At 68.3% G+C, this 24,439-nt stretch carries 29 protein-coding genes; 9 read left to right on the top strand and 20 right to left on the bottom strand.

The features are described from left to right. Positions 1–101 precede the first annotated feature (101 nt). Together ACWEFV_RS04725 and ACWEFV_RS04720 are read left to right on the top strand one after the other, a co-directional pair. Positions 102–773, top strand: a complete 672-nt coding sequence (locus tag ACWEFV_RS04725; RefSeq protein ID WP_135454492.1) for a FadR/GntR family transcriptional regulator — start codon at positions 102–104, stop codon at positions 771–773. Beyond that, positions 770–1,567: an ABC transporter ATP-binding protein gene (locus tag ACWEFV_RS04720; protein WP_450069213.1), complete on the top strand. Its 798-nt coding sequence runs from the start codon at positions 770–772 to the stop codon at positions 1,565–1,567. The genes ACWEFV_RS04725 and ACWEFV_RS04720 overlap by 4 nt, the downstream gene beginning before the upstream one ends. A gap of 73 nt (positions 1,568–1,640) precedes the next feature. On the opposite strand, the gene ACWEFV_RS04715 is transcribed toward ACWEFV_RS04720, so the two are convergent. The 10 genes from ACWEFV_RS04715 to hisD form a co-directional block, all read right to left on the bottom strand. Beyond that, entirely contained in the window at positions 1,641–2,636 is a 996-nt protein-coding gene (locus ACWEFV_RS04715; RefSeq protein WP_135454488.1) for a hypothetical protein, read from the bottom strand. Further along, positions 2,626–4,272: an HsdM family class I SAM-dependent methyltransferase gene (locus tag ACWEFV_RS04710; protein ID WP_450069212.1), complete on the bottom strand. Its 1,647-nt coding sequence runs from the start codon at positions 4,270–4,272 to the stop codon at positions 2,626–2,628. The genes ACWEFV_RS04715 and ACWEFV_RS04710 overlap by 11 nt, the downstream gene beginning before the upstream one ends. Positions 4,273–4,404: 132 nt before the next feature. Beyond that, positions 4,405–4,752, bottom strand: coding sequence for a phosphoribosyl-AMP cyclohydrolase (gene hisI / locus ACWEFV_RS04705; RefSeq protein ID WP_450069211.1), 348 nt, complete (start codon positions 4,750–4,752; stop codon positions 4,405–4,407). After that, positions 4,749–5,534 carry an imidazole glycerol phosphate synthase subunit HisF gene (gene hisF / locus ACWEFV_RS04700; protein WP_450069210.1) on the bottom strand — a complete coding sequence of 262 codons (786 nt, stop codon included), beginning with the start codon at positions 5,532–5,534 and terminating at the stop codon, positions 4,749–4,751. Before hisF ends, hisI begins: the two co-directional genes overlap by 4 nt. Continuing rightward, positions 5,531–6,352 carry an inositol monophosphatase family protein gene (locus ACWEFV_RS04695; protein WP_450069209.1) on the bottom strand — a complete coding sequence of 274 codons (822 nt, stop codon included), beginning with the start codon at positions 6,350–6,352 and terminating at the stop codon, positions 5,531–5,533. The genes hisF and ACWEFV_RS04695 overlap by 4 nt, the downstream gene beginning before the upstream one ends. Positions 6,353–6,356: 4 nt before the next feature. Continuing rightward, complete coding sequence (gene priA, locus ACWEFV_RS04690; RefSeq protein WP_450069208.1) at positions 6,357–7,091, bottom strand: bifunctional 1-(5-phosphoribosyl)-5-((5-phosphoribosylamino)methylideneamino)imidazole-4-carboxamide isomerase/phosphoribosylanthranilate isomerase PriA; 735 nt, start codon at positions 7,089–7,091, stop codon at positions 6,357–6,359. Next, positions 7,088–7,705 (bottom strand): imidazole glycerol phosphate synthase subunit HisH, encoded by a 618-nt coding sequence (hisH, locus tag ACWEFV_RS04685; RefSeq protein ID WP_044518435.1) that lies wholly within the window; start codon positions 7,703–7,705, stop codon positions 7,088–7,090. The genes priA and hisH overlap by 4 nt, the downstream gene beginning before the upstream one ends. Continuing rightward, on the bottom strand, positions 7,702–8,310 hold the full coding sequence (gene hisB, locus ACWEFV_RS04680; protein ID WP_135454477.1) for an imidazoleglycerol-phosphate dehydratase HisB: 609 nt from the start codon (positions 8,308–8,310) through the stop codon (positions 7,702–7,704). Before hisB ends, hisH begins: the two co-directional genes overlap by 4 nt. Continuing rightward, complete coding sequence (locus ACWEFV_RS04675; protein ID WP_450069207.1) at positions 8,307–9,446, bottom strand: histidinol-phosphate transaminase; 1,140 nt, start codon at positions 9,444–9,446, stop codon at positions 8,307–8,309. The genes hisB and ACWEFV_RS04675 overlap by 4 nt, the downstream gene beginning before the upstream one ends. A 31-nt stretch (positions 9,447–9,477) precedes the next feature. Then, complete coding sequence (gene hisD / locus ACWEFV_RS04670) at positions 9,478–10,806, bottom strand: histidinol dehydrogenase (protein ID WP_450069206.1); 1,329 nt, start codon at positions 10,804–10,806, stop codon at positions 9,478–9,480. Positions 10,807–10,910: 104 nt separating this feature from the next. Between hisD and ACWEFV_RS04665 the strand changes: the two genes are divergently transcribed. Together ACWEFV_RS04665 and rhtB are read left to right on the top strand one after the other, a co-directional pair. Then, positions 10,911–11,321: a nitroreductase family deazaflavin-dependent oxidoreductase gene (locus ACWEFV_RS04665; protein ID WP_135454472.1), complete on the top strand. Its 411-nt coding sequence runs from the start codon at positions 10,911–10,913 to the stop codon at positions 11,319–11,321. Between the two features lie 21 nt (positions 11,322–11,342). After that, positions 11,343–11,978, top strand: a complete 636-nt coding sequence (gene rhtB, locus ACWEFV_RS04660) for a homoserine/homoserine lactone efflux protein (protein ID WP_450069205.1) — start codon at positions 11,343–11,345, stop codon at positions 11,976–11,978. A gap of 112 nt (positions 11,979–12,090) precedes the next feature. Here rhtB and ACWEFV_RS04655 read toward each other — a convergent pair whose 3' ends face one another. Continuing rightward, a complete protein-coding gene (locus ACWEFV_RS04655; protein ID WP_450069204.1) occupies positions 12,091–12,501 on the bottom strand; it encodes an SRPBCC family protein in 411 nt (136 codons plus the stop codon). Positions 12,502–12,600: 99 nt separating this feature from the next. On the opposite strand from ACWEFV_RS04655, the gene ACWEFV_RS04650 reads away from it, so the two are divergent. Beyond that, positions 12,601–13,419 (top strand): helix-turn-helix domain-containing protein, encoded by an 819-nt coding sequence (locus ACWEFV_RS04650; protein ID WP_450069203.1) that lies wholly within the window; start codon positions 12,601–12,603, stop codon positions 13,417–13,419. On the opposite strand, the gene nadC is transcribed toward ACWEFV_RS04650, so the two are convergent. Genes nadC through nadA form a run of 3 tightly spaced genes read right to left on the bottom strand, consistent with a single transcriptional unit; the run spans position 13,416 to position 16,914 of the window. Beyond that, on the bottom strand, positions 13,416–14,273 hold the full coding sequence (gene nadC / locus ACWEFV_RS04645) for a carboxylating nicotinate-nucleotide diphosphorylase (protein ID WP_450069202.1): 858 nt from the start codon (positions 14,271–14,273) through the stop codon (positions 13,416–13,418). The genes ACWEFV_RS04650 and nadC overlap by 4 nt on opposite strands. After that, on the bottom strand, positions 14,273–15,874 hold the full coding sequence (locus ACWEFV_RS04640; protein ID WP_450069201.1) for an L-aspartate oxidase: 1,602 nt from the start codon (positions 15,872–15,874) through the stop codon (positions 14,273–14,275). Before ACWEFV_RS04640 ends, nadC begins: the two co-directional genes overlap by 1 nt. After that, the gene (gene nadA / locus ACWEFV_RS04635; RefSeq protein WP_135454459.1) at positions 15,871–16,914 is read right to left on the bottom strand and encodes a quinolinate synthase NadA; all 1,044 of its coding nucleotides are present in this window, start codon (positions 16,912–16,914) and stop codon (positions 15,871–15,873) included. Before nadA ends, ACWEFV_RS04640 begins: the two co-directional genes overlap by 4 nt. 46 nt (positions 16,915–16,960) lie before the next feature. On the opposite strand from nadA, the gene ACWEFV_RS04630 reads away from it, so the two are divergent. The 3 genes from ACWEFV_RS04630 to ACWEFV_RS04620 all read left to right on the top strand — a co-directional run bounded on the left by ACWEFV_RS04630 (position 16,961) and on the right by ACWEFV_RS04620 (position 19,294). Beyond that, positions 16,961–17,653 carry an NUDIX hydrolase gene (locus ACWEFV_RS04630; RefSeq protein WP_167857845.1) on the top strand — a complete coding sequence of 231 codons (693 nt, stop codon included), beginning with the start codon at positions 16,961–16,963 and terminating at the stop codon, positions 17,651–17,653. A 42-nt stretch (positions 17,654–17,695) separates the two neighbouring features. Then, on the top strand, positions 17,696–19,027 hold the full coding sequence (locus tag ACWEFV_RS04625) for a lipase family protein (protein WP_450069200.1): 1,332 nt from the start codon (positions 17,696–17,698) through the stop codon (positions 19,025–19,027). A 102-nt stretch (positions 19,028–19,129) separates the two neighbouring features. Then, entirely contained in the window at positions 19,130–19,294 is a 165-nt protein-coding gene (locus tag ACWEFV_RS04620) for a hypothetical protein (RefSeq protein WP_450069199.1), read from the top strand. Between the two features lie 52 nt (positions 19,295–19,346). Here ACWEFV_RS04620 and ACWEFV_RS04615 read toward each other — a convergent pair whose 3' ends face one another. From ACWEFV_RS04615 to bioB, 3 genes are all read right to left on the bottom strand, one after another. Then, entirely contained in the window at positions 19,347–20,021 is a 675-nt protein-coding gene (locus tag ACWEFV_RS04615; RefSeq protein WP_450069273.1) for a DUF2567 domain-containing protein, read from the bottom strand. A 62-nt stretch (positions 20,022–20,083) separates the two neighbouring features. After that, positions 20,084–20,323 carry a biotin synthase auxiliary protein BsaP gene (gene bsaP, locus ACWEFV_RS04610; RefSeq protein WP_167857844.1) on the bottom strand — a complete coding sequence of 80 codons (240 nt, stop codon included), beginning with the start codon at positions 20,321–20,323 and terminating at the stop codon, positions 20,084–20,086. 11 nt (positions 20,324–20,334) lie between these two features. After that, positions 20,335–21,342: a biotin synthase BioB gene (gene bioB / locus ACWEFV_RS04605; RefSeq protein ID WP_135454451.1), complete on the bottom strand. Its 1,008-nt coding sequence runs from the start codon at positions 21,340–21,342 to the stop codon at positions 20,335–20,337. Between the two features lie 96 nt (positions 21,343–21,438). Between bioB and ACWEFV_RS04600 the strand changes: the two genes are divergently transcribed. Beyond that, the gene (locus ACWEFV_RS04600; protein WP_450069198.1) at positions 21,439–22,056 is read left to right on the top strand and encodes a TetR family transcriptional regulator; all 618 of its coding nucleotides are present in this window, start codon (positions 21,439–21,441) and stop codon (positions 22,054–22,056) included. An 11-nt stretch (positions 22,057–22,067) separates the two neighbouring features. On the opposite strand, the gene ACWEFV_RS04595 is transcribed toward ACWEFV_RS04600, so the two are convergent. Genes ACWEFV_RS04595 through ACWEFV_RS04585 form a run of 3 tightly spaced genes read right to left on the bottom strand, consistent with a single transcriptional unit; the run spans position 22,068 to position 24,401 of the window. Beyond that, on the bottom strand, positions 22,068–22,577 hold the full coding sequence (locus ACWEFV_RS04595) for a 2'-5' RNA ligase family protein (RefSeq protein WP_450069197.1): 510 nt from the start codon (positions 22,575–22,577) through the stop codon (positions 22,068–22,070). A gap of 1 nt (position 22,578) precedes the next feature. Continuing rightward, positions 22,579–23,256, bottom strand: a complete 678-nt coding sequence (gene bioD, locus ACWEFV_RS04590; RefSeq protein ID WP_135454445.1) for a dethiobiotin synthase — start codon at positions 23,254–23,256, stop codon at positions 22,579–22,581. Next, on the bottom strand, positions 23,253–24,401 hold the full coding sequence (locus tag ACWEFV_RS04585) for an 8-amino-7-oxononanoate synthase (RefSeq protein WP_450069196.1): 1,149 nt from the start codon (positions 24,399–24,401) through the stop codon (positions 23,253–23,255). Before ACWEFV_RS04585 ends, bioD begins: the two co-directional genes overlap by 4 nt. Between the last annotated feature and the right edge of the window lie 38 nt (positions 24,402–24,439).

Raw genomic sequence — 24,439 nt, 5'->3', positions numbered from 1 at the left:
GGGGCCGGTCGATTCAGGCCCCGCCGCGGCGGCTAAGGAGGAAGACGCGCGTCATGATGGCTAGACTATACATAACTCCTCAGACAAGTAGACAGGTTCAGATGACGTCCCAAGTTCAGCGTCACCCGCTGGCGACCCAGACCGCCCAGCTTCTCCTGACGCGCATCCGCCAGGGTGAATGGCCGCTGGGCCATCGACTTCCCGGTGAGACGACACTGGCCGCCCAGCTCGGCGTGGGCCGCTCCACCCTGCGCGAAGCGATCCGCGAACTGTCCGGCAAGGGTGTGCTGGAGAGCCGCCAGGGCGCGGGGGTGTTCGTCACCGCACTCGATGCGGCCGAAGACTGGGACACCGTGCTGCGCCGCGCCACCATCGTGTCGGTGATCGAGGCACGGATCGCCATCGAAGCCGAGGCCGCTGCGCTGGCCGCCACCCGGCGTACCCCCGCCGATCTGCGTGCGATACGTCGTACCCTGGCCGCTCGCGGTGTGGTGGGACAGTCGGTACCCGATCACGTCGACGCGGATATGGCGTTTCACCGCACGGTGATCGCCGCGGCCCACAACGAGGTGTTGATCCAGTTGTTCGACGCGTTCCTGCCCCGGCTGCGGCTGGCGATGATCGACATGCTCAAGATCCGCCCGATCGCGTCCGAACCCTGTGATCACGATCTGCACCAGCAGCTGGCCGACGCGATCGTCGCCCGCGATCCCGAGGCCGCCGCAGCGGCCAGCAGAACCCATTTGAGCTCATTGAAGGAGTCTTTCGCATGACCCCGGTCCTCGACATCACCGATGTGACCTTCCGCCGTGACGGCAAGCAGATCATCGACGGCATCTCACTGACCGTGCAGTCGGGTGAGCACTGGGCACTCTTGGGACCCAATGGTGCCGGCAAGAGCACGCTGCTGGGTTTCTGTGCGGCCGTGACGTTTCCGACGACGGGGACCGTGCAGGTGCTCGGCGGCCAGATGGGCCGTACCGACCTGGCCGTGCTGCGCCGCTCCATCGGTCACGTGAATCCCCGGCATCGCCTGCAGTATCCGCTCACTGTGCGTGAGGTGGTGCTCACCGGCATCACCGCCACCATCGACATCGCAGCGCACTGGACGCCCACCGCCGAGCAGGTGCGCCGGGCCGAGGAGCTGATCGACACCGTGGGGTTGTCGGCCCGTGCCGACGCGATCTGGCCTACGTTGTCTCAGGGAGAGCGCGGCCGCACCCTGATCGCGCGCGCACTGATCGCTGATCCGCGGCTGTTGTTGCTGGACGAGCCGACCACCGGCCTGGATGTGGCGGCCCGCGAACAGCTGCTGGAAACCCTTGACACACTGGATGACTCACATCCCGACATGGCCTCGATCCTGGTCACCCACCACCTCGAGGAACTGCCCACCAGCACCACGCACGCCCTGCTGATCGCGCAGGGCCGCACGGTGGCCAGCGGTGCGGCTCGCGAGGTCGTCAACACCGAGTACGTCAGCGAGGCCTTCGCCCATCCGGTGGTGGTCGGGTATCACGACGGCCGCTGGAGTGCGCGGGCCAAGGCGAGCTCGCGGGTGTTGTGAGGTTCCGCGAGATCAACGCAAACGTCGTTCGCAGTGCGAATTTGCGACCTTTGCGTTGATTTCGGCGATTCCGTCAGGCGTCGGCCGGCGTGTTACGACGCCGGCGCGCCTCACGGTGCCGGGTCACCGGTGTGGTGTCGATGACGCGGTTGACCATGGTCGCCAGAAAACGCGAGGGCTGCAGCTCGGGCGGCACCGTGTCGTGCCGGATCGCGATGTCGGGCAGGGCCGCCAACGCCTCGTCGACGGCGGCCGTGGCGACGTCCACGATCTCGAACAGCGCGTCCGGCTCGGCCTTTTCGATGCTGTCGACTTCCTCATCCGCGGACTCGGCGACCTCAGAGTCGTAGTCGATCATCACCAGCGCCACCGCGTGATAGGCGTCGTCCTCGGTACCGAGCTTGCCCAGCAGGTCGATGAGCCACTCGGCCTTGTCCGGTTCCGTGGTCAGGATCGTCGAGCGCAGGCCGTAGACGAATCCGAGCGCCGACAACGGGTGGCGCAGGCGCAGATTCTTGGCGTCGCCGTAGCTTTCCTCGACGCGGTTCGCCGCATTCTTGCCGAAGCTGGAATCCATCCGTTTGGTGCTGATCAGCAATTCCGGACCGGTGTCCCAGTCCGACATCACCACGTCGACCTGCTTCATGTAGTGCTTGCCCAGCACACTGGCGCTCGACGCGGCAACACCTTTCATCGACCGCTTCAGCCGTTGCTCGATCAGGTGCCGTTCTTTTTGCGGCAACGCCTCAAGCAGACTGGCGATGGCGCTGGGCATGATCCGCGGATCTGTCGCTCTGGGCCACACCGCATCCGGATCAAATCCGGCGCGCCGCAGCTCGTAGGCCAGCCACACATCCAGTGCCAGCGCCGGAACGCCGGTGGTGGACGGCGCGTCCAGGAACAGCGGCACCCCGAGCAGCTTGCGCAGCACCCGGAAATCGGGGACGAAGCTCAACTCGCCGGCCACCCGCACCCAGGGGTTGGTGTGTACGCCCCCCGGTGCCGCATCGGCCACAATGCGGTCGAAGATGGCCCACGCGGTGGCTTTGGTCGACGGTTCAGCGGGCACGCCGAGACCTTACCGTCCGGCGGGTCGACAATGAATCGCGCGCCGTCCGAACGGGTTCCAGGACGATTCGGTCCGCCAGCCCCAACGCGTCGTCGACGATGCGGGTCGCCTCGAGCAGCCGACCGCGCTCCAACAGCGCTGCGACGCGTCGGCGCACCGCCCGCAATTCGTCGGCGCGAGCAGCCACCAGGTCGGGCGAGGGAACCAGCCAACGGTCGGCTTCGCGGGGTTCGATCTTCAGGATGCCGCCGCCGTAGGAGCGCCCGACGATCTCGGCGTGCAGCACCGTCACCGAGTTCAGCGCGGCCATCCCGAGCAGGTCGCGGCCCAGCGTCCGCAGCCCGTCGCGCAGGTACACGCCGTGCACCGAGTTGAGGTGATGCGCCTTGGCCCGATTGGTGACCAACCGCGGGGTATCGGCGTTCATGCAGGTCAGCAGCAGGTCAGCGGGATTCACCAGCGGCACCAGATACCAGGGCCGGCGCACCCGGCACTTGTAGGCCAGATGCACCCCGGCGGCGTGACCGGCGTCGATGTAGCGCTGGGCGGTGGCCGATGGTGTCCCGGTCGGACGGAACAGGTGCGTCGACCGCCCGTCCTCCCCCAGGTGGGCCAACTGCTCGGCCGTCAACGTCAGGCCGCGGAGATGCGCGCTGCCCGGCGGCGACAACGGCAGCAGGTCGGTGCGCCGAAGGCCGAGTTCACGCACGCGTTCCGGGGACAGCGCGAAGAAGCTGTTGTTGCCGGTCACCATGCCCAGCGTGGTGTCACCCCAGGTCTCCAGCACACAGAACTGCCCTGCCTCATGCAGGCCGTGGAGCGCATCCACAGGTGCGTTGCCGATCAGGCCGCTGACCCATTTGTCCGAGGGATCCCGAGGGGACCAACGCCGTTGTGCGAGTTCAGATGTCAGCGACGCCGCATTGCGAGCCCGATGGATGACGGCGTGACCGGTTGGCCCGCCCCCAAAGCCGTCGGCCAGGAGCAGGACCACGTCGGCCTCGGCCTCCGGGAACACCTGCTCGTCGAACATCACCAGCTCGACGCTGGCGAAGCGGTCGAACAAGAACTTCCGCACCGCGGCCGCATAGTTCACACTGAGCAGCTCAGCGGGCAGCACCAGGGCCAGTCGACCTCCCGGCCGCAGGAACAGGGCGGCATGCACGGTGAACGCTGCCCAACTCGATGCCAGCCCCGACAGCGTGACCCCGGCCTTGAGCGCGGCCCGCCGCGACTGCGCCCGCGTGGCACCCCGGAACTCCTGGTAGCGGATGTAGGGCGGGTTACCGATCACCGCGGTGTACTCGGCCCGCGGCTCGACGGCGAAGAAATCCGCGGTCCGGATGTGCGCCCGTCCCCCGGCCTCGGTAACCCGGCGGCGCGCGGTGGCCGCGCTGGACCGGTGGATCTCGATGCCGTGCAGCTCCGGGTGTTCGGCACCCAACTGCTGCAGCCGGCGGGTAGCGGCCACCAGGAAGGCCGCGTCCCCGGCCGAAGGCTCGAGGATCCGCTCATCGGCCGAGCGCACTGCCCACTGTGCGAGGTAATCAGTGATCTGGGCCGGGGTGAAGAATGCACCGCGCGCTTTGCGGGCTTCGGCGGAATCGCCGTCGGCGCGCGCTCCGGTGTCGGTCACCCCGCCATTGTCAACGACACCACCGACAAGCCCGGGGACCGCAACGCGGTTCGGGCGCTTCGACCATCAGCGAGACTGAAGCCAGGGACAAAAATCCGGCTGATCTCGTCCCTGAGTGCAGTCTCGATGACCTTACGCCTCAGGTGCCAGCAACTGGTCGGCGTCGAAGCAGGTGTGGGCACCGGTGTGGCAGGCGGCACCGATCTGATCGACCTCCAGCAGCACCGTGTCACCGTCACAGTCCAAGCGGACCGAGTGCACGTACTGCGTGTGCCCCGACGTCAGACCCTTGACCCACTGCTCACCGCGGGACCGCGAAAAATATGTGGCCTCACGGGTTTCCAGGGTGCGGGCCAGCGCGTCGTCGTCCATCCAGGCGACCATCAGCACCTGACCGGTGGACCGCTCCTGCGCCACGGCGCTGAACAATCCGTCGGCGTTTCGCTTCAGCCGGGCGGCGATCGCCGGGTCGAGACTCATCGGACAATGATCCCTTCCGCCGCCATCGCAGCCTTCACCTGGGCGATGGTCAGTTCCCGGAAATGGAACACGCTGGCGGCCAGCACCGCATCCGCTCCGGCCTGCACGGCAGGGGCGAAATCGGCCACCGCACCGGCACCGCCGCTGGCGATCACCGGGACCCCGACCGCGGCACGCACCGCGCGCAGCATCGGCAGGTCGAACCCAGCCTTGGTGCCGTCGCGATCCATCGAGTTGAGCAGGATCTCGCCGACCCCGAGTTCGGCACCGCGCGCGGCCCACTCGATCGCGTCGAGTCCGGTGCCGCGGCGCCCACCGTGGGTGGTCACCTCCCACCCCGAGGCGGTCGGCTGATCGCCGGCCGGCACGGTGCGCGCGTCGACACTGAGCACGATGCACTGGGATCCGAACTGGCGGGCCATCTCGGCCAGCAGTTCGGGCCGCGCGATCGCGGCGGTGTTGACCGACACCTTGTCGGCGCCGGCGCGCAGCAGCACGTCGACGTCATCGACCGAACGCACGCCACCGCCGACGGTCAGCGGGATGAACACCTGCTCGGCAGTGCGCTTGACCACCTCGAGCATGGTGGCCCGGCCCGATGAGGACGCGGTCACATCGAGGAAGGTCAGCTCGTCGGCACCCTCGGCGTCGTAGGCGGCGGCGAGTTCGACGGGATCACCCGCGTCGCGCAGGTTCTCAAAGTTGACGCCCTTGACCACCCGGCCGGCGTCGACGTCGAGGCACGGGATGACCCTCGTTGCAACGTCACTGATGGTGGTCACAGGTAGTCCTCCGGATTGCCAGCGGATTTCACGATTTCCAGCATGCGTTCGTGCACGCCGGGCGCGGCGGCCAGCGCCGACTTCGACTCGGCCGTCCATGGATCGCCGGCCAGGTCCGTCACGATTCCCCCTGCGGCCCGAACGAGCGCCACACCGGCCGCATGGTCCCAGATGTGGTGGCCGAAACTGATGGCCCCGCCCAGGATCCCGGCGGCGACATACGCCAGGTCCACTCCGGTCGCGCCGTGCATCCGAATCCGCGAGCACACCCGGCTCAGATTGGACAGCACCTCGACCCGGTAGCGGCCGGGGAACCGGCCGCGGGAGGCGATGTTGAAGGTCTGGATGCCGACGATCGAGTCGGTCAGGGTCGGTGACCCCAGTTGTGGCAGCGCGGTGCCGTTGTCCCGCACCGGACCTCCGGCCAGCGCCGAGTAGCGCTGTCCGGTGAACGGCAGCCAGGTCAGGCCGGCCACCGGCTCACCGTCGGCCAGCAGGCCGAGCAGGATTGCCGCCATCGGCGACCCGGCCGCGTAGTTGAACGTGCCGTCGATCGGGTCGAGCACCCACACCAGCGGCGAATCGATGGGCTCGCCGCCGAATTCCTCGCCGTGGACCCCGATCCCGGTGGCCTCGGTCAGCGCCCGCACCACCTGCCGTTCGATCGCGAGATCGACCTCGGTGGCGAAGTCGTTGCCCTGCTTGCTCACCGCGGAATCGGCGCGGTGGCCGGCGATGAAGGGCACCGACGCCGCGTCGAGGATCTCGGTCGCCGCAGCTACCAGCGCGGCCAACTTCGACGGGTCCAGGGCTGCCACCCGCTTATCCGCTGACCGCGGCCAGCGCCTGCGGCAAGGTGAATCGTTCGGCGTAGAGCGCTTTCCCGACGATCGCGCCCTCGACCCCGTGGCCGGTCAGAGTGGCGATCGCGCGGAGATCGTCCAGGCTTGACACCCCGCCCGAGGCGATCACCGGGGCGTCGGTGCGGTCCGCGACCGCCGCCAGCAGTTCCAGGTTGGGGCCCGTGAGGGTGCCGTCCTTGGTGACGTCGGTGACGACGTACCGCGAACACCCTTCGCGATCAAGGCGATCCAGTACCTCCCACAGGTCACCACCGTCGGTTTCCCAGCCACGGCCGCGCAGTCGCCAGCTGCCGTTCTCGAACTGCACGTCCAGCCCGACTGCTACCCGGTCGCCGTATTCGGCGATGGCGCGGCGGCACCACTCGGGGCTTTCCAGCGCCGCGGTGCCGATGTTCACCCGGGCGCAGCCGCTGCCCATGGCGGCCTTCAACGACTCGTCATCGCGGATGCCGCCGGACAGTTCGACTTTCACGTCGAGCTTGCCGACGAGATCGGCCAGCAGTTCACGGTTGCTGCCGCGTCCGAAGGCGGCGTCCAGGTCCACCAGGTGGATCCACTCGGCGCCGTCACGCTGCCAGGTCTGCGCGGCCTCCAGCGCCGAACCGTAGTCGGTCTCGCTGCCTGCCTTGCCCTGCACGAGACGCACCGCTTTGCCGTCCACCACGTCGACAGCCGGCAACAGAATCAAACTCACAGTCCCTCAACCCAATTCGCGAGCAGCGTCGCACCGGCGTCACCGCTCTTCTCCGGATGAAATTGCGTAGCCGACAACGCGCCGTCTTCGACGGCGGCGATGAACGGCACGTGATGCGTCGCCCAGGTGACCAGTGCGTCCGGATTACCGGACCACTCCTGGGCGGCGTACGAATGCACGAAATAAAAGCGCGTGGCGGCGTCGAGCCCCTTGAACAGGGTGCTGCCGGCGGCGGCATCGACGACATTCCAACCCATGTGCGGAATCACCGGGGCGTCCAGTCGGGTCACCGAACCGGGCCACTGCCCGCAACCGGTGGACTCCGTTCCGAACTCCACTCCGCGGGCGAACAGGATCTGCATACCGACGCAGACACCCAGCACCGGACGGCCGTGCTGCAAGCGGTCGGCAATGATCTTCTCGCCACCGATCGCCCGGAGCCCGGTCATGCAGGCCTCGAACGCACCGACACCCGGCACCACCAGACCGTCGGCTGCTGCGGCAGCACCCGGATCGGCCGTCACTTCGACGTCGGCACCGACCCGCTCCAGCGCGCGCTGAGCCGAGCGCAGATTGCCCGATCCGTAATCGAGAACGATGACTTTCTTGGTCACAGAGTGCCTTTGGTCGACGGAACGCCGGTGACCCGGGCGTCGTACTCGACGGCCTGTCGCAACGCGCGGGCCACCGCCTTGTACTGCGCCTCGGTGATGTGGTGCGGGTCGCGACCGTAGAGCGTGCGCACGTGCAATGCGATACGGGCATTGAACGCCAGCGATTCGAACACGTGCCGGTTGATCACGGTGTGGTACGGCGCCTGCGATCCGGCGATGGTGAACTCCACCATGAACTCCGGCTCCCCCGTGTGCACGAAGTACGGCCGGCCGGACACGTCGACCGCGGCGTGCGCGAGGGTCTCGTCCATCGGGATGAACGCGTCGCCGAACCGGCGGATGCCCTTCTTGTCACCGAGGGCCTGGCCGAGCGCCTGGCCCAGCACGATCGCGGTGTCCTCGATCGTGTGGTGCCCCTCGATCTCGATGTCGCCCTTGGCGTGCACCGTGAGGTCGAAGCTGGCGTGGGTGCCCAGCGCGGTCAGCATGTGGTCGAAGAACGGGACACCGGTGTCGATGTCGACGACACCGGTGCCGTCGAGGTCGATCTCGACGACGATGTCGGATTCCCTGGTCTTGCGTTCGACTTTCGCGCGACGGGTCACGATGCTCCTACCGGGCTGTTGGCTGGCTGAAGTTCGGTGGCGGACAGATCGGCGCTGGCGGCCAGGAACGCGTCGTTCTCCTCGGCCAGACCGATCGTGGTGCGCAGGAAGCCGGGGATACCGACGTCGCGGATGAGGATTCCCTTGTCCAGGTAGCGCTGCCAGCTGGCCGGGGCGTCGCGGAACGGACCGAACAACACGAAGTTCGCGTCGCTGGGGATCACGCGGTACCCGAGGCGGGTCAGCTCAGCGCTCACCCGGTCACGTTCGGCGGCCAAGGTCGCGACACTGGCCAGGGTGTCGTCGGCGTGCCGCAGTGCCGCACACGCGGCGGCCTGGGTGAGCACGGACAGGTGATATGGCAGACGCACCAACAGCAGCGCATCGATCACCGCGGGTGCGGCGGCCAGATATCCGAGCCGACCGCCGGCGAAGGCGAACGCCTTGCTCATCGTGCGGGTGACGATCAGCTTGGCCGGGAACTCGTCGATCAGGGTGACCGCGCTGGGCTGCGACGAGAACTCGCCGTAGGCCTCGTCGACGATCAAGATGCCCCCCGGCATCGCCTGCAGCAGACGGCGCAGGTCCGCGATCGAAACACTTTGGCCCGAAGGGTTGTTGGGGCTCGCCACGAACACCACGTCGGGTGAGCGCTCTTTTATGGCGGCAACGGCTGCGTCTACGTCGAGTCCGAAGTCTGCGGCGCGGGCAGCCTGCAGCCAGTCGGTCTGGGTGCCGTCCGAGATGATCGGGTGCATCGAATACGACGGCACGAACCCGATCGCGGTGCGGCCCGGCCCGCCGAAGGCCTGCAGCAGCTGCTGCAGGATCTCGTTGGAACCGTTTGCCGCCCAGAGGTTGTCGACGGTGAGCTGCACACCGGTGGCCGCGGTGAGGTAAGCCGCCAGGTCGGTCCGCAACGCCACCGCGTCACGGTCGGGATAGCGGTGCAGTTCGGCGGCGGCTGCGCGGGCCGATGCGGCGACGTCGTCGATCAGGGCCTGAGTCGGCGGATGCGGGTTCTCGTTGGTGTTGAGCCGCACCGGAACCACCAATTGCGGCGCTCCGTAAGGCGACTTCCCGCGCAGGTTTTCGCGTAGCGGCAGATCGGCCAGCGTCACGTCCTGTGCGCTCATCTGCGCCCTCGGTTCTTCGCGCAAGCGCTCATCACCGTTCGAACCTCCGTCGTACCGCCTCGCCGTGCGAGGGCAGGTTTTCCGCCTTGGACAACGTGATCACATGTCCGGAAACGTCTTTGAGGGCGGCCTCGTCGTACTCGACGACGTGGATGCCGCGCAGGAACGTCTGCACGGACAGGCCGCTGGAGTGCCGGGCACAACCTGCGGTCGGCAGCACGTGGTTGGAGCCGGCGCAGTAGTCACCCAGGCTGACCGGCGACCAGGCGCCGACGAAAATGGCTCCCGCGGAACGAATCCGGCCGGCCACGGCGGATGCGTCCTCGGTCTGGATCTCCAGGTGCTCGGCCGCGTAGGCGTTCACCACCCGCACCCCTGCCTCGATATCGTCGACGAGCACGATCGCGGACTGCTTGCCCGAGAGCGCCACTCGAACGCGGTCGACGTGCACGGTGGTTGCCAGCTGGCGGGTGAGCTCGCGATCGGTGGCCTCGGCCAGCGCCTCACTGTCGGTGACCAGCACGCTGGCCGCCATCTCGTCGTGCTCGGCCTGGCTGATCAGATCCGCGGCGACGTGTACCGGATCGGCCGTGTCGTCGGCAAGGATCGCGATCTCGGTCGGGCCCGCCTCGGCGTCGATGCCCACCTGCGAGCGGCAGATCCGCTTGGCGGCGGTCACGTAGATGTTTCCGGGGCCGGTGATCATGTCGACCGGGGCCAGCTCGGCACCGTCGGTGTCGGTGCCGCCGTAGGCCAGCAGCGCCACCGCCTGCGCACCACCGACCGCCCACACCTCGTCGACACCGAGCAGTGCCGCGGCGGCCAGGATGGTCGGGTGCGGCAGGCCGTCGAATTCCGCCTGGGGCGGGCTGGCGATCACCAGCGAATCGACGCCGGCGGTCTGCGCGGGCACCACGTTCATCACGACGCTCGACGGGTAGACGGCGTTGCCGCCGGGCACGTACAGCCCGACGCGCTCGACCGGCACCCAGCGTTCGGTGACGGTGGCACCGGGCGCCAGCGTGGTGGTGGTGTCGGTGCGGCGTTGATCGGCGTGCACCGCGCGCGCCCGGTCGATCGCGACCTGCAGCGCGGCGCGTACGTCGGGGTCGAGGTCGGCCAGGGCGGCAGTGAGCCGGGCCGCGGGGACCCGCACGGTGTCGGGGCGGATGCCGTCGAAGGTATGGCCGTAATCCAGGGCGGCCTCGGCGCCATGCTCGGCGACCGCCTCCACGATCGGGCGGACCTTGGGCACCACTGCGTCCACATCGACTCCGCCGCGGGGCAGCGCGGATCGCAACTGCGCGGCGTTCAGCACGCGGTTACGCAGGTCGATACGGGACATCTGAAACTCGGCCATCGGTTCAATTGTCCCTGATCAGTCCAGTTGATAAAAATCCGTCGTCCACTGCCGCCGGCACGACCCGCCGTAGGGTAGTTCCAGACTGCCGAATGGAGCCCTAGATGTCCGCGAAAGACCACCCGAACAACGCCCCCGGCGTACCGATGCTTATGCCACCTGCGCTGGAGCGGTTCCAGATCAAATACATCAACCCGCTGGTGAAACCCTTTTCCAGGCGCTTGCCTGGTTTCACCGTGATCAAGCATCGGGGTCGCACCTCCGGTACGCCGTACGAGACGATCGTCACCAGCTACCGCAAGGGCAATGTCTTCGCGGTGACGCTCATGCACGGCAAGACCAACTGGGTGAAGAACGTGATCGCGGCCGGCGGGGCCGACGTGCACCTGTTCCGCGGCGACATCAAGATCACCAACCCGCGCGTCCTGCCGGCGGGCACCGACGATCCGACCCTCCCCCGGATCCCCCGCAGCGCGGCCCGCCGGATGGGCGTCTTCGTCGCAGATATCGTTTGACACGGTCGCCAGACTGCATACATGACCTGGCAGATCTGGCTCGCGTTTCTCGGCGCGTCGATCGCCATCAGCGTGTCCCCCGGAGCCGGGGCGATCCAGTCGATGGCGACCGGCCTGACCCATGGCGTACGGCGCGGGTCGTGGAGCGTGCTCGGACTCCAGATCGGTCTGCTCCTGCAACTGGTGTTGGTCGCCGTCGGCTTGGGCGCCCTCGTCGCCAAGTCGATGTTGGCCTTCCACATCGTGAAGTGGATCGGTGTGGCCTATCTGATCTACCTGGCGATCCAGCAATGGCGTAGCGCCTCGCAGGACCTTCGCGACCGGATGGGCGGCACCGGCGAGCGCGGCCGGCCGGCCTTGGTGATGCGCGGATTCCTGGTGAACACCACCAACCCGAAGGGCTTGGTGTTCCTGGTCGCGGTACTGCCGCAGTTCGTGGTGCCGACGGCGCCGTTGCTGCCGCAGTACCTGGCGATCGGGGCGACCATGGTCGCCGTCGACGTGGTCGTGATGAGCCTCTACACCGGTCTGGCAGCCCGGCTGCTCACCTGGCTGCAGACACCGCGGCAGCAGACCATCCTCGGCCGGGTGTTCTCCGGGCTGTTCGCCACGGCCGCCGTGGTGCTCTCGCTGGTGCGCCGCGGCGCGGCGGCCTAGGAGCCCTCTGTCGAGCACCAAACCGAGGATTTCAGCCACATACTGACCGGAATCCTCGGTTGAGTGCTCGAAGCCTGCCGTGATCACCGACCGGCAGGCTCCGCAATCCCGGCTAGCCAGTCGACGTGTTCTCCATCGCGCTCTTGATGATCGGCGCGGCCTGCTCCATCGCGGCCCGCAAGGGACCGGCGGCGTCGTCTGGCAGGACATCACGCGACCACAGGAACCGGCAACGGTGCGGGCCGTCGGCCACCACCTGCATCACCGCATTGTCGTGTTCGGGGCGCGCGGCGTCTCCGATCAGTGAGTAGGCGATTCGACGAATCGGCTCGTCGCGGCTGACCAGGCGCTCGCGGGCAACGAATCCGTCCGCGAACGTCACGACGCGAACATCGCCGTCAGCCTCAGAAGACGCCACGAAGCCCGGTGCCATGCGTACCGGGCCCTCCGCCCAGTCGCCGATCACCTGCCAGACCCGCGAACTGTCAGCTTCAACGTCGAACTCAATGTGGATTGATGCCATGGCACCAGTCTGGTCGGGCGCCGGCCCGGTGTCTTGAACATTCTTGCGGGCTGTCGGTGCCGTCCGCGGCTGTCGGTCCCGATCGCTAACGTGCAGAAGGTGTTGACCGCCCAGACGCTGATTTCCCGGCCGGATTTCAGCATCGCCACCTGGAGCTGCACCGGCGAGCACGCTGACTGGTCCGAGCCCGAACGCCCGGTCGACGGGCGGTTCGTTCTGGTGCGCTCGGGGCGCTTTCACCGTCGTGGATCGGGCGGCGCGGTGGAACACGATGCGACGCTCGGCTACCTCGGTACACCCGGGGAGCCCGAACATTTCGCCCATCCGCACGGCGGCGACGCCTGTACGTCGTTGCAACTCAACGCCGAAAACTGGTGGCAACTCGCCGGGGAGCCGGAACGGACCGGCCCTGCCGCCGTGTACGTGGACGCCCGGCTTGAACTGGCGCACAGGCGGCTTCTGGCCGCCGGTCGCGCTGATCCCGACTACCAGCTCGCCGAGGGGCTGGTGCAGCTGGTCGGTGCGGCGCTGCGTTCGGCGGCGCAACGGCCGATACCGGCCGGATCACCGGCTCGGCTCTCTGAGCGGCGGTTGGTGGCACAGGCCCGCGAGGCGATCAGACAGGCCGATGACGCTGCCGTGGGCCTGTTCCCCCTGGCAGCTACTCTCGGCGTATCCCCGTACCGGCTGAGCCGCTCGTTCAGCAATGAACTCGGGGTGTCGGTGACGCGGTACCGCAACCGGGTCCGGGTCGAACGGGCGCTCGACCACCTACACCGCGGCGAATCCACGATGGCCGACGTCGCGGCCACGCTGGGCTTCGCCGACCAGGCTCACTTCTGCCGCACGGTGCGCGCGCACACCGGGTGGACGCCCACCGCGACCCGACGCGAATTACGCCGAGCCGCTGCGGATTAGGTGTCCAGGCCGATATCGAGCACCCGCACCGAATGGGTGAGGGCGCCGATCGCGAGGTAGTCAACACCGGTTCCGGCGTAATCGGCGGCGCTGTCCAGCGTCAGGCCGCCCGAGGATTCCAGCAGCGTCTTGGGTGAACGCGTGTCCCGGCGCTGAACCGCAATCTGGGTCTGCCAGACCGGGAAGTTGTCCAGCAGCACCAGTTCCACGTCGGCCGAGAGCACATCGTCGAGTTGTTCGAGCGAATCCACCTCGACCTCGCACGGCAGGTCCGGCGCCTCGGCCCGGACGGCCTTGAGCGCGGCCAGCACCGACCCGGCCGCCGCAACGTGGTTGTCCTTGATCAGCGCGGCGTCGCCCAGTCCCATACGGTGGTTGACGCCGCCGCCGACGCGTACCGCGTACTTCTGCAGCGCACGCAGGCCCGGCAGCGTCTTGCGGGTGTCGCGGATCTTGGCGTTGGTGCCGGCCACCGCGTCAACCCAGGCCGCGGTCGCGGTGGCGATCCCCGACAGGTGGCACATCAGGTTCAGCAGCGTGCGCTCGGCGGTGAGCAGCCCGCGGGTCGGCGCCTCGACCGTGAGGATCGCCGAACGGGCGTCCAGCCGGGCGCCGTCCTCGACGCGGTCGATCACGCGGTAGCCGTCAGCGCCGAGCACCTCGTCGAGCACCAGCAGCGCGATGTCCACACCCGCGGCCACGCCCGGCTCCCGGTTGACCACCGAGGCGGTGGTCATGGCATCGGCACCCACGGTGGCCAGCGTCGTGATATCTGGTCCGTAGCGCAGGTCTTCTTCGAGCGCCCGCGTGATCGTGGCCCGAGCCTCGGCCAGCTCGATATCCGAAAGTGCCATCAGCACACCACCGTTGCGGTGTCGAGGGCGGGACAGCCGGCTACGGCGCGAATCGTCACGGAATGCTCCTGAGCGGGGTCGGTTTCGGGGTAATCGCCGCGATGGTGGCAGCCACGGCTTTCGGTACGGGCCAGGGCGGCCACGGCAATTGCGCGTGCCGTCGCGGTGAGGGCAGCGTCCTCGAAGCTCTGGCGGTTGGCGGGCTGCACCGAGCGCGCATCGGCAAGAACGGCATCGAGCTGACGTAGGCCTCCGGCGTTGCGGACCACAGAGGCATGTTCAGACATGGCGTGCTGCAAGGCATCTCGGTCAACCGAGCCATAAGGCCGGTCCTGCGGTGCCTGTGCACGCACCGAACCTGCTGCGCCGGCGTGCTCGGCGGCGAGCCGGCCGGCCCGGCCGCCGACGACGAGTCCTTCCAGGAGGCTGTTGGAGGCCAACCGGTTGGCTCCGTGCATCCCCGTGCGGGCCACTTCCCCCGCGGCGAAGAGCCCGGGCAGTTCGGTGCGTCCATGCACGTCGGTGACCACGCCGCCGCAGCTGTAGTGCGCGCCCGGAACCACCGGGATGGGTTGGTGGGTCGGATCGACACCGGCCGCCGCACACGCCGCCGCCACCGTGGGAAACCGGTCGGCGAACTGGGCGATACCCCGGGCATCGAGGTACACGCACGGGTCGCCGGTGGCGCTCAGCCGGGCGTCGATGGCTGCAGCGACCACGTCCCGCGGAGCCAGGTCCCCCATCGGGTGCACCCCGTCGGTCACCGAGTTACCTTGCGAGTCAACGAGTATGGCGCCTTCACCGCGCAGCGCCTCGGTGATGAGAGGGCGACGCCCACCGCTGTTCTCGGCATACAACATGGTCGGGTGGAACTGAACGAACTCGATGTCGCGGACCGGAACACCGGCCCACAGCGCGAGAGCGATGCCGTCACCCGTGGAGCCACTGGGGTTGGTGGTGGCCGCGTACACGTGACCGAGGCCCCCGGTGGCCAGGATGACCGACGGCGCGTGGATGATCCCCAAACCGTCCTCGTTGCGGACCAGCACCCCGGTCACCGTGGCGTCGTCGCGCAGGACCTGCAGCGCCACATGGTCACGGCGGATGTCGAGATTGGCCGCCGCAGAGTCGAGAGCCCGCTGCACTTCGGCCCCGGTGGCATCGCCGCCGGCGTGGATGATCCGGCGCCGGGTGTGTCCGCCCTCGCGGGTCAGCGCCCAACGCCCGGGAGCGGTCTCGTCGAACTGTGCGCCGTCGGCCACCAAATCAGCCACCGCGTCATAGCCGGCCGCGACGATGGAGCGCACGGCATCCGGGTCACACAGGCCGCCCCCGGCGGCGACCGTGTCGGCGACGTGCGCCTCGACGGAGTCGTCAGTGTCGGGCAGCACCACGGCGATCCCGCCCTGGGCGTAGAACGTCGCGGTCTCGCGGGCCTTGCTGAGCACCACCACCCGGCGGCCGCGGCGATGCGCGGCCAGGGCCGCCACCAGGCCCGCGACCCCGGTGCCGACGACGACGACCTCAGCGCGCTGTTGCCACAGCGTTGAACTGCCGCAGGCGAAGCGGCTCGATCCCCGGGCGCTGCCCGTCGGGGTCATTCGCCGCCGCCGGGCTGGCCAATCGCAATCATGCGCTGCACGCTGGCACGACCCAGGCGAGCGGTTTCGGGATCGACGTGCACCTCGTCGGCGCCTTCGACCAGGCTCCGCAGCAACGCGGCCGGGGTGATCATCTTCATATAGGTGCACGAGGCGCGGTCGTTGACCGCCAGGAACTCGACTTCGGGTGCAGCCCTGCGCAACTGGTGCAGCATGCCGACCTCAGTCGCGACGAGAACCTGCCGCGCCCGAGTCTCCCGAGCGGCGTCGAGCATGCCGCCGGTGGACAGGATCTTCACCCGCTCCTCCGGGACCGCGCCCTCACCGGCGAGGTAGAGCGCCGAGGTGGCACATCCGCATTCGGGGTGCACGAAGAGTTCGGCGTCGGGGTGCGACCGGGCCTGGTCGGCCAACTCGTCGCCGTTGATCCCGGCGTGCACGTGGCATTCTCCGGCCCAGACGTGCAAGTTCTTGCGGCCGGTGACGCGCCGCACGTGTGCGCCCAGGAACTGATCCGGGCAGAACAGCACCTCGCGGTCCTCGGGGATCGAGGCCACCACCTCGACGGCATTCGACGAGGTGCAGCAGATGTCAGTCAGGGCCTTCACCGCAGCGGTGGTGTTGACGTAGGAGACGACGACCGCGCCGGGGTGCTCGTCCTTCCAGGCCTGCAGTTCGTCGGCGGTGATCGAATCGGCCAGCGAACAACCGGCCCGCTGATCCGGAATCAGCACGGTCTTGTCCGGGCTGAGGATCTTGGCCGTCTCGGCCATGAAGTGCACGCCACAGAACACGATCGTGTCCTCGGGGGCCTCGGCGGCGATACGCGAGAGCGCCAGAGAATCACCGACGTGGTCGGCGACGTCCTGGATGGCCGGCAACTGGTAGTTGTGCGCCAACAGCGTCGCACCGCGCAGCTCGACCAAACGGCGGATCTCAGCGGCCCATTTCTCGTCGCCGTCTACGCCGGAATAGCCACCGGGGCCATCGACGATCTGATCTGCCAAGCCCCCCGCAAGGGTGCCATTGAGAGCGGTCACGCCGACCTCCTCCACTGAGTCAGGTTTTCGACTTATAATCGAAAACATGCCACATATTAGCACCGCGCACGAAGTGCTTGCCGCCGTGTTCCAGGTTCGCGGCCTCGACACCAGGCAGCCCACCCTCAACGTGCTGCTGTGGCAACGCGCGCTGGATCCGGAGCGGGGCAAATGGTCTCTGCCGGGCGGGCGACTGGAGGACGACGAGGATCTGACCAGCTCAGTACGGCGACAGCTGGCCGAGAAGGTGGACCTGCGCGAGATCGCCCACCTCGAACAATTGGCGGTCTTCTCCGATCCCGCCCGAGTGCCCGGGATACGGACGATCGCGTCCACATTCCTGGGCCTGGTGCCCTCCTCGTCCACCCCGACCCTGCCGCCGGACACCCGCTGGCATCCGGTCAGCGATCTGCCCCCGATGGCGTTCGACCACGCGCCGATGGTCGAACACGCACGCACCCGACTCGTGGCCAAGATGTCGTACACCAACATCGGATTTGCCTTGGCGCCAAAAGAATTCGCCCTCTCCACGTTGCGTGACATCTACAGCGCGGCGCTCGACCATCAGGTCGATGCCACCAACCTGCAACGGGTTCTGGAACGTCGCAAAGTGATCACCCCGACCGGCACCACCGCGCGATCCGGCCGCAGCGGCGGGCGCCCGGCAGCGCTGTACCGCTTCACCGAATCCAGGTATCGCGTCACCGACGCATTCGCCGCGCTGCGCCCGCCCGGGTGAGTCGACTGGATTCTTAGACCCTTCTTAAGCAAGAATGCCCGGATGGACTTGGGCAGTGCGGCCAGCGTCTCCGGAGCCGAATGGATCGGTCGGGCACCTCACGAGGTGCTCGACCGGGCGGCGCGACCCCGGCTCCCCCACGACGATGCGTTCTACGTCCCGCCTGCGGGTTTCCAGCACGCCGAGCCTGGCACCGTCCTACGCAGCCGCGATGTCGAACTGGCGTTTCTTGGCCTGATTCCGCAGCGCCTGCAGGCCACGCAGCTGCTGTACCGCTCCACTGACCGCAACGGCATCCCCGAAGCCGCCGCCACCACCGTCATCGTCCCGGTCGACGCGGCACCGGACTGCCCGGTCGTGTCGTACCAGTGCGCGATCGACGCCATCTCGGCCCGGTGCTTCCCGTCCTACGCCCTGCGCCACCACGCCAAAGCCACCGGCTCCCTGGCCCAACTGGAATTCCTGCTGATCTCGGCCGCCCTAGCCGAGGGCTGGGCGGTCTCGGTTCCCGACCATGAGGGTGTCAACGGCATGTGGGGCGCGCCCTACGAGCCGGGCTACCGGGTGCTCGACGGCCTGCGTGCGGCAATCAACACCGAACACCTGTCGCTGTCACCGTCGGCGCGCATCGGTCTGTGGGGATACTCGGGCGGCGGCCTGGCCAGCGCCTGGGCCGCCGAGATGGCCGGCAGCTACGCACCTGAGCTCAACATCGTCGGCGCCGTCCTCGGATCGCCCGTCGGCAATCTCGGAAACACCTTCCGCCGGCTCAACGGCACCGTGTTCTCGGGCCTGCCGGCCCTTGTGGTGGCCGCCCTCTCCGACATCTATCCCAGTCTCAACCGAGTCATCGCCGAGCACGCCACGACCGAGGGACGCAAAATCCTGGACCGGTTGCACCGCATGACCACCGTGGAAGCCATGGTGCAGATGTTCCGGACCGACATGGCCGACCTGGTCGACATGCCACTGGAGGAAATCCTCGACGGACCCGAAGTCAGTGAGGTGTTCGAGGACACCAAACTCGGTGTGGCCGTGCCGGTTCCGCCCGTCCTGATCGTGCAGGCCGTGCACGACGAGATCATCTCGGTCGGCGACATCGACGAACTCGCCGACACCTATCTGGCCGGCGGCGCCGACGTGACCTACCACCGCGACATGTTCAGCGAACACCTGCTGTTGCACCCATTCTCGGCGCCGATGGCGCTGCGCTGGCTGAGCGACCGGTTCGCCGATCGCCCGCTGACCGCAAACCTGGTGCGGTCCAAGTGGCCGACGCTGCTCAATCCGATCACTTACATGGGCATGGCACGGCTGGCCCGAATCGCCACCAAAGTCGCCTTGGGGCGCACGGTCCGACGACGCCCACTCTGACCTGCCTGGCGCCGGCAGAAATCGGGGTAGATGCGGTATGTCCGTCAGCCCCGACGGTGGCCCTATGCGGCGGCGTCCATCGTCTTCGTCATGGCTATATGTATGCGGCAACCCCAAGGGCGGCCCGCGCACTGCACCGGGGTGAAACACGCGAATTTTCTATCGACGAAGCCCTACACCGGACCCGGGGCATGGGTGTTCTTCGTCGGATACGGGACGTCGTTGGCCACCCTGGTTCTGGTCGCCATGCTCACCAACCGCAGGTAGTACCGCCGCTACCCATATCTGGCCGACTCTCCGCAGCAGCCCGGGAATCGAATCAAGACCCCGGCGGACTGACCACCGGCGGGATCACCGGATAGGTCGGCGTCTGAACCGGGGGCCAGGCGCCCAGGTCATCGCGCACCGTCGAGACCGCGATCAGCGCGTAGACCATCGCTGCCATGGCAGCCGGGAACAGAATCGTCCCCGCGATCTGCAGCGGCGTATGCCCGAAAAACACCGACGCGGCTTCCACCACGTAGTGGACACGGTGTTCCGGGGTGACCGGTGCGCCCGCGATATCGAGCGAACCGAACCTCCAGTGTGCAAGTGCCGCACCGACTCCCGCCGCCACCGCCGTCGCCACCGCACAACCGGTGACCAACGCAGCCACCATCACCGGCCCGCGATGCGCGGTCCACTGCCACACTGCCACCGCGGCCACGACCGCCATGACGACGAGCAAACCGACGAACATGAACGCCGACGTGAAGAAATGGTCAGACTCACCGCCCAGATAGGCGTGCACCCGGTCGCCGCTACGGGTCAGAGCCACCACGCCGTGCACGCCGGGGGCCACGAAGGCCCACAGGGCACCGAGGACGGCACCAACCACGGCCAGTGCACCAATGACGATCAGCACCGCCCGCTCCCGCGAAACTCGCGGTGCGCCGGGGATATTGGCGGGCGCCAGGCCGACAGACAGCATCTGCTCTTCGCCCGAGAGGCTCATCGGTGCCTTCTGCTCTTCGCCCGAGAGGCTCATCGGTGCCTTCTGCTCTTCGCCCGAGAGGCTCATCGCCGCGTATCCAGGTCCGTCGAATCCACCTGCCCATGCCTCGAGCACTTGGCCCACCACCCGGTCGGCCGCACTTGCACGATCATCCGGCGGCCGCACTCGGCGCAGAACCGGGGTGGTTCCAGGCCGAGTTGAGCCGCGGTGGGAAGCACAGTTCCCTCCGCCGCGTCAGCCTGGACCCCGGTGTAGACGTTGTATAGGCCGGCGCCGACGGGCGCGGGCAAATCGTGAACCATCACCACCAGTTCTACAGGCTGGCGTTCAGTGCCTTGATCGGCATCTGCAAATCATCGAGCAATTCCAGGTCCGACTCGGCCGGGCGACCCAGCGTGGTCAGGTAGTTGCCGACGATGACGGCGTTGATGCCGCCCAGGATGCCCTGCTTGGCGCCGAGGTCGCCGAGAGTGATCTCGCGGCCACCGGCGAAGCGCAGCATGGTGCGCGGCAGCGCCAACCGGAACGCGGCCACGGCCTTCAGCGCCTCAGAGGCCGGCAGCACCTCGAGATCACCGAACGGTGTGCCCGGGCGCGGATTGAGGAAGTTCAGCGGCACCTCGTGCGGGTTCAGCTCGGCCAGGTTGGCGGCGAACTCCGCACGCTGCTCCAGCGTCTCCCCCATGCCCAGGATGCCGCCGCAGCAGACCTCCATACCGGCCTCACGCACCATCTCCAGCGTGCCCCAGCGCTCTTCCCACGAGTGGGTGGTGACCACATTCGGGAAGAACGACTGCGCGGTCTCCAGGTTGTGGTTGTAGCGGTGCACGCCCATGTCCTTGAGGCGGTCCACCTGCTCCTGGGTCAGCATGCCCAGCGAGCAGGCGATCTGGATGTCGACCTCGTTGCGGATCGCCTCGATACCTGCGGCCACCTGGGCCAGCAGCCGCTCGTCGGGGCCACGCACCGCGGCCACGATGCAGAACTCGGTGGCGCCGGTCTTGGCAGTCTGCTTGGCGGCCTCGACCAGGCTCGGGATGTCGAGCCAGGCGCTGCGCACCGGGGAGGCAAACAGACCCGACTGCGAGCAGAAGTGGCAGTCCTCCGGGCAGCCGCCGGTCTTGAGGCTGATGATGCCCTCGACCTCGACCTCGGGGCCACACCACTTCATCCGGACCTCGTGGGCCAGGGCCAGCAGCTCCTCGAGCTTGTCGTCGGGCAGCTGCAGCACCTGCAGCGTCTGATCCCGGTCGAGGCCGACGCCACGCTCCAGAACCTGCTCGCGAGCTACGCCCAGTACATCTACGGCTGCCTGCGTCACCGAAAAGTCCTCCTGTGGATCGTCTGCCGGCCGGGCCGACGGTTGAACACGTCGGCCGAGCCGATACTTGAACACCGTTCAGGCTAGGGTAACGGTGTGCAACTCCACAAACCCGACGTGGTGGATGCGGCGACCGCCATCCTGGACAACTACGGCATCGCCGACCTGACGATGCGGCGTCTGGCCCGTGAGCTCAGCGTCAGCCCGGGCGCCCTGTACTGGCACTTCGCCAACAAACAGGAACTGCTCGGCGCCGTTGCCGACCGCATTCTGCAACCCGTCCGCACCGAGGGCGCCGCAACAGCGTGGCCGAGCCGAATCCACCAGACCTGCGTGGCGTTGCGTGACGCACTGCTGTCGCACACCGATGGGGCCGAGCTGGTCTCATCCAGTTTTGCCGCCGGGAAGTCCCAGACTGTCGGCGCAATCGTGGGGCAGCTCGCCGATGCCGCGAAGCAGGCCGGCGTGATGTCGCCGGATGACGAGCTGGCCGCCCGCACCGTGCTCTATTACGTGCTGGGCTTCACCGCCGACGAGCAGTCCCGACTGCAGTGGGACGCCGCGGGTGCGCTGGCCGATGAGCAGTCGGTGCTCGACCGCGATACGTCACGCCAGTTCGCGTTCGGCCTGCAGTTGCTGGTCGACGGTCTGGCCGTGCGGGGCGCCAGCACCCTCGGCTCCGGACGCGACATCCCGCAACGCAGCCGGGGCTGATCGCCGGCCGATCAGCCGATCGGGTGTTCGAGGCGCTTGTCGCCGTCCCAATGCCGTAACCCCGTCACCTGGCCGACGATCTCGGCGGGACGTCCGGCGATCCGCACGGCTGTGGCCAACCTCGCCGGAGCCACCCGCCGGGCCAGCGTGACATGCGGGGTCCAGTTCCCCGGTTCAGCGTGTGGCATCGGGGCCGGGTCCATGAACGGCAGGCACAGTCGGTACGTATCAGCCTGGATGCCGAGCAGATCATCGGTAGGCACCAGCAGCCGCGCCAGCACTCCGGCCGAACGCCCGAAGATCAGGGTCGCACCGAGCCGGCACGGCAGCGGGAATCGGTCCACGAGTTCGGTCAGCACCGCATCGGCCTCGGCGTCGATGCGCTGGGCGACAGTCAGCGTCGCATGCGGCCGGCTGGCCGGCGCCTGGCTGGGAATGTCCTTGTCGCGCAGCGTATCCCATATTCCGCGGACCGCGGCCTCGGTGTCCGGATCGAAGACCAGCTCGACGGAGTGCACCACGTCAGATCAGACCGATCAGCCAGTCCCGGTCGAACGCGTCGGCGCACAGTGCCTCGAACTCCGCGGCACTCGCGCCGCCGGCCCCCGCGGGCAGCACCGCACGTACGGGCGCCAGCTGCGCCAGGGCCTCCCGGTTGCCCGACTCTGTGACGCCGGGATGCTCCGGCCATGCTCCGATCACCAGCCCGGCACATGGAATCCCCTGCCCAGCAAGCGATTCCAACGTCAATGCGGTGTGGTTGAGTGTGCCCAGTCCGGGCGACACCACCACCAGGACAGCGGCGGACAGATCGGCGGCCAGATCACGCACCGTGACGCCGTCGGCACCCAATTCGACGAGGAGGCCACCGGCACCCTCGACCAGGGTCAGCCCGCCGGCGATCTCGGCGGCACGCACCGCGTCCACCAACTCCGCGCGGGTCGGCAACGCACACCCGGCCCGGTCCGCGGCCGCGACCGGCGCCAGCGGCTCCGGATAACGCCATCCCCCATGCAAGTTGTCCACCCCGGACAGCCGCTGCACCTCACCGAGGTCGTTGTCGCCGTCGACGGTTCCGGTCTGCACCGGCTTGCAGACCGCGACGTCGAGGCCGGTCAGGCGTGCCGCGCACGCCAGCGCGGCGGTCGTCACTGTCTTGCCGACGCCGGTGTCGGTACCGGTGACGACCAGCGTGCTCACAACCGGGCCTTCGACAGCACCTCGGTCAACACCTGACGGGCCAGGTCCATCTCGTCGGCGGTCAGCGAGGCCCTCGCAGTCAATCGCAGCCGTGAGGTTCCCTCGGGCACCGTCGGCGGCCGGAAGCACCCCACCCGCACGCCGCGGTCCAGACAGGCCGCGGCCGCGGCCACCGCCACCTCGGGCTCACCGAGGATCACCGAGACGACCGCCGAGTCCGGCACCGCGGTGTCCCCGGAAATCCGGGCGAGTTCGGCGGCATGGTCCAACACAGCTTGCGCGCGCTGCGGTTCGGCGATCAGCACCCGCAGGGCTGCCCACGCCGCACCGACGGCCGCCGGCGCCAGACCGGTGTCGAAGATGAACGGGCGGGCCGCATCGATCAGGTGGGCGCGCACGACTTCCGGACCGAGCACCACGCCGCCCTGGCTGCCCAACGCTTTCGACAGCGTCGTCGTCATCACCACATCGGGCGCCCCGGCCAGCCCCTCCTCATACAGCAGGCCCTGCCCACCCGGTCCGCGCACACCGAGCCCGTGTGCCTCATCGACGAGCAACAGTGCGCCGTGGCGGCGGCAGACCGCGTGCAGCTCGCGCAGAGGTGCCAGTACGCCGTCGGCGCTGAACACCGATTCGGTCAGCACTACCGCGCGTTCCTCGGTGCGCGCCGACAGTGCGGCATCCACCGCGTCGATGTCACGGTGTGGAGTGACGGTCACCCGGGCACGCGACAACCGGCAGGCGTCGACGAGCGACGCGTGCGTCAGCGCGTCGGAGACCAGCAGCGAGCCGGGACCGGACAACGCGACGACGGCGCCCAGGTTGGCGGTGTAACCCGAGGAGAAGACCAACGCCGACTCGGCGCCGACGAACGTCGCCAGGGCGGTCTCGAACCCTTCGTGCAACTCGGTGTTACCGGTGACCAAGCGTGATCCACCGGCACCTGCGCCCCAGGTCCGCAGCGCCTCGATGCCACCATCGAGGACCTCCGGGTGCTGCGACAGCCCCAGGTAGTCGTTGGAGGCCAGGTCCAGCTCGGTGGCTACCGCGGGACGCGTGCGCAACTCGCGGCGCAGGCCGGCTTGTCGACGTTGCTGCTCGACGCCGGCCAGCCAGGCCAGCGGTGAAAGATCGGTTCGCGTCACGCGGTGCTCCTCGGTGCCGACAAGTTGAACACGTCGGC

Source organism: Mycobacterium sp. NPDC004974 (assembly GCF_053600815.1).
The sequence above is the reverse complement of the archived record's forward strand: the minus strand, read 5'-3'. Positions and strand labels throughout refer to the sequence as shown.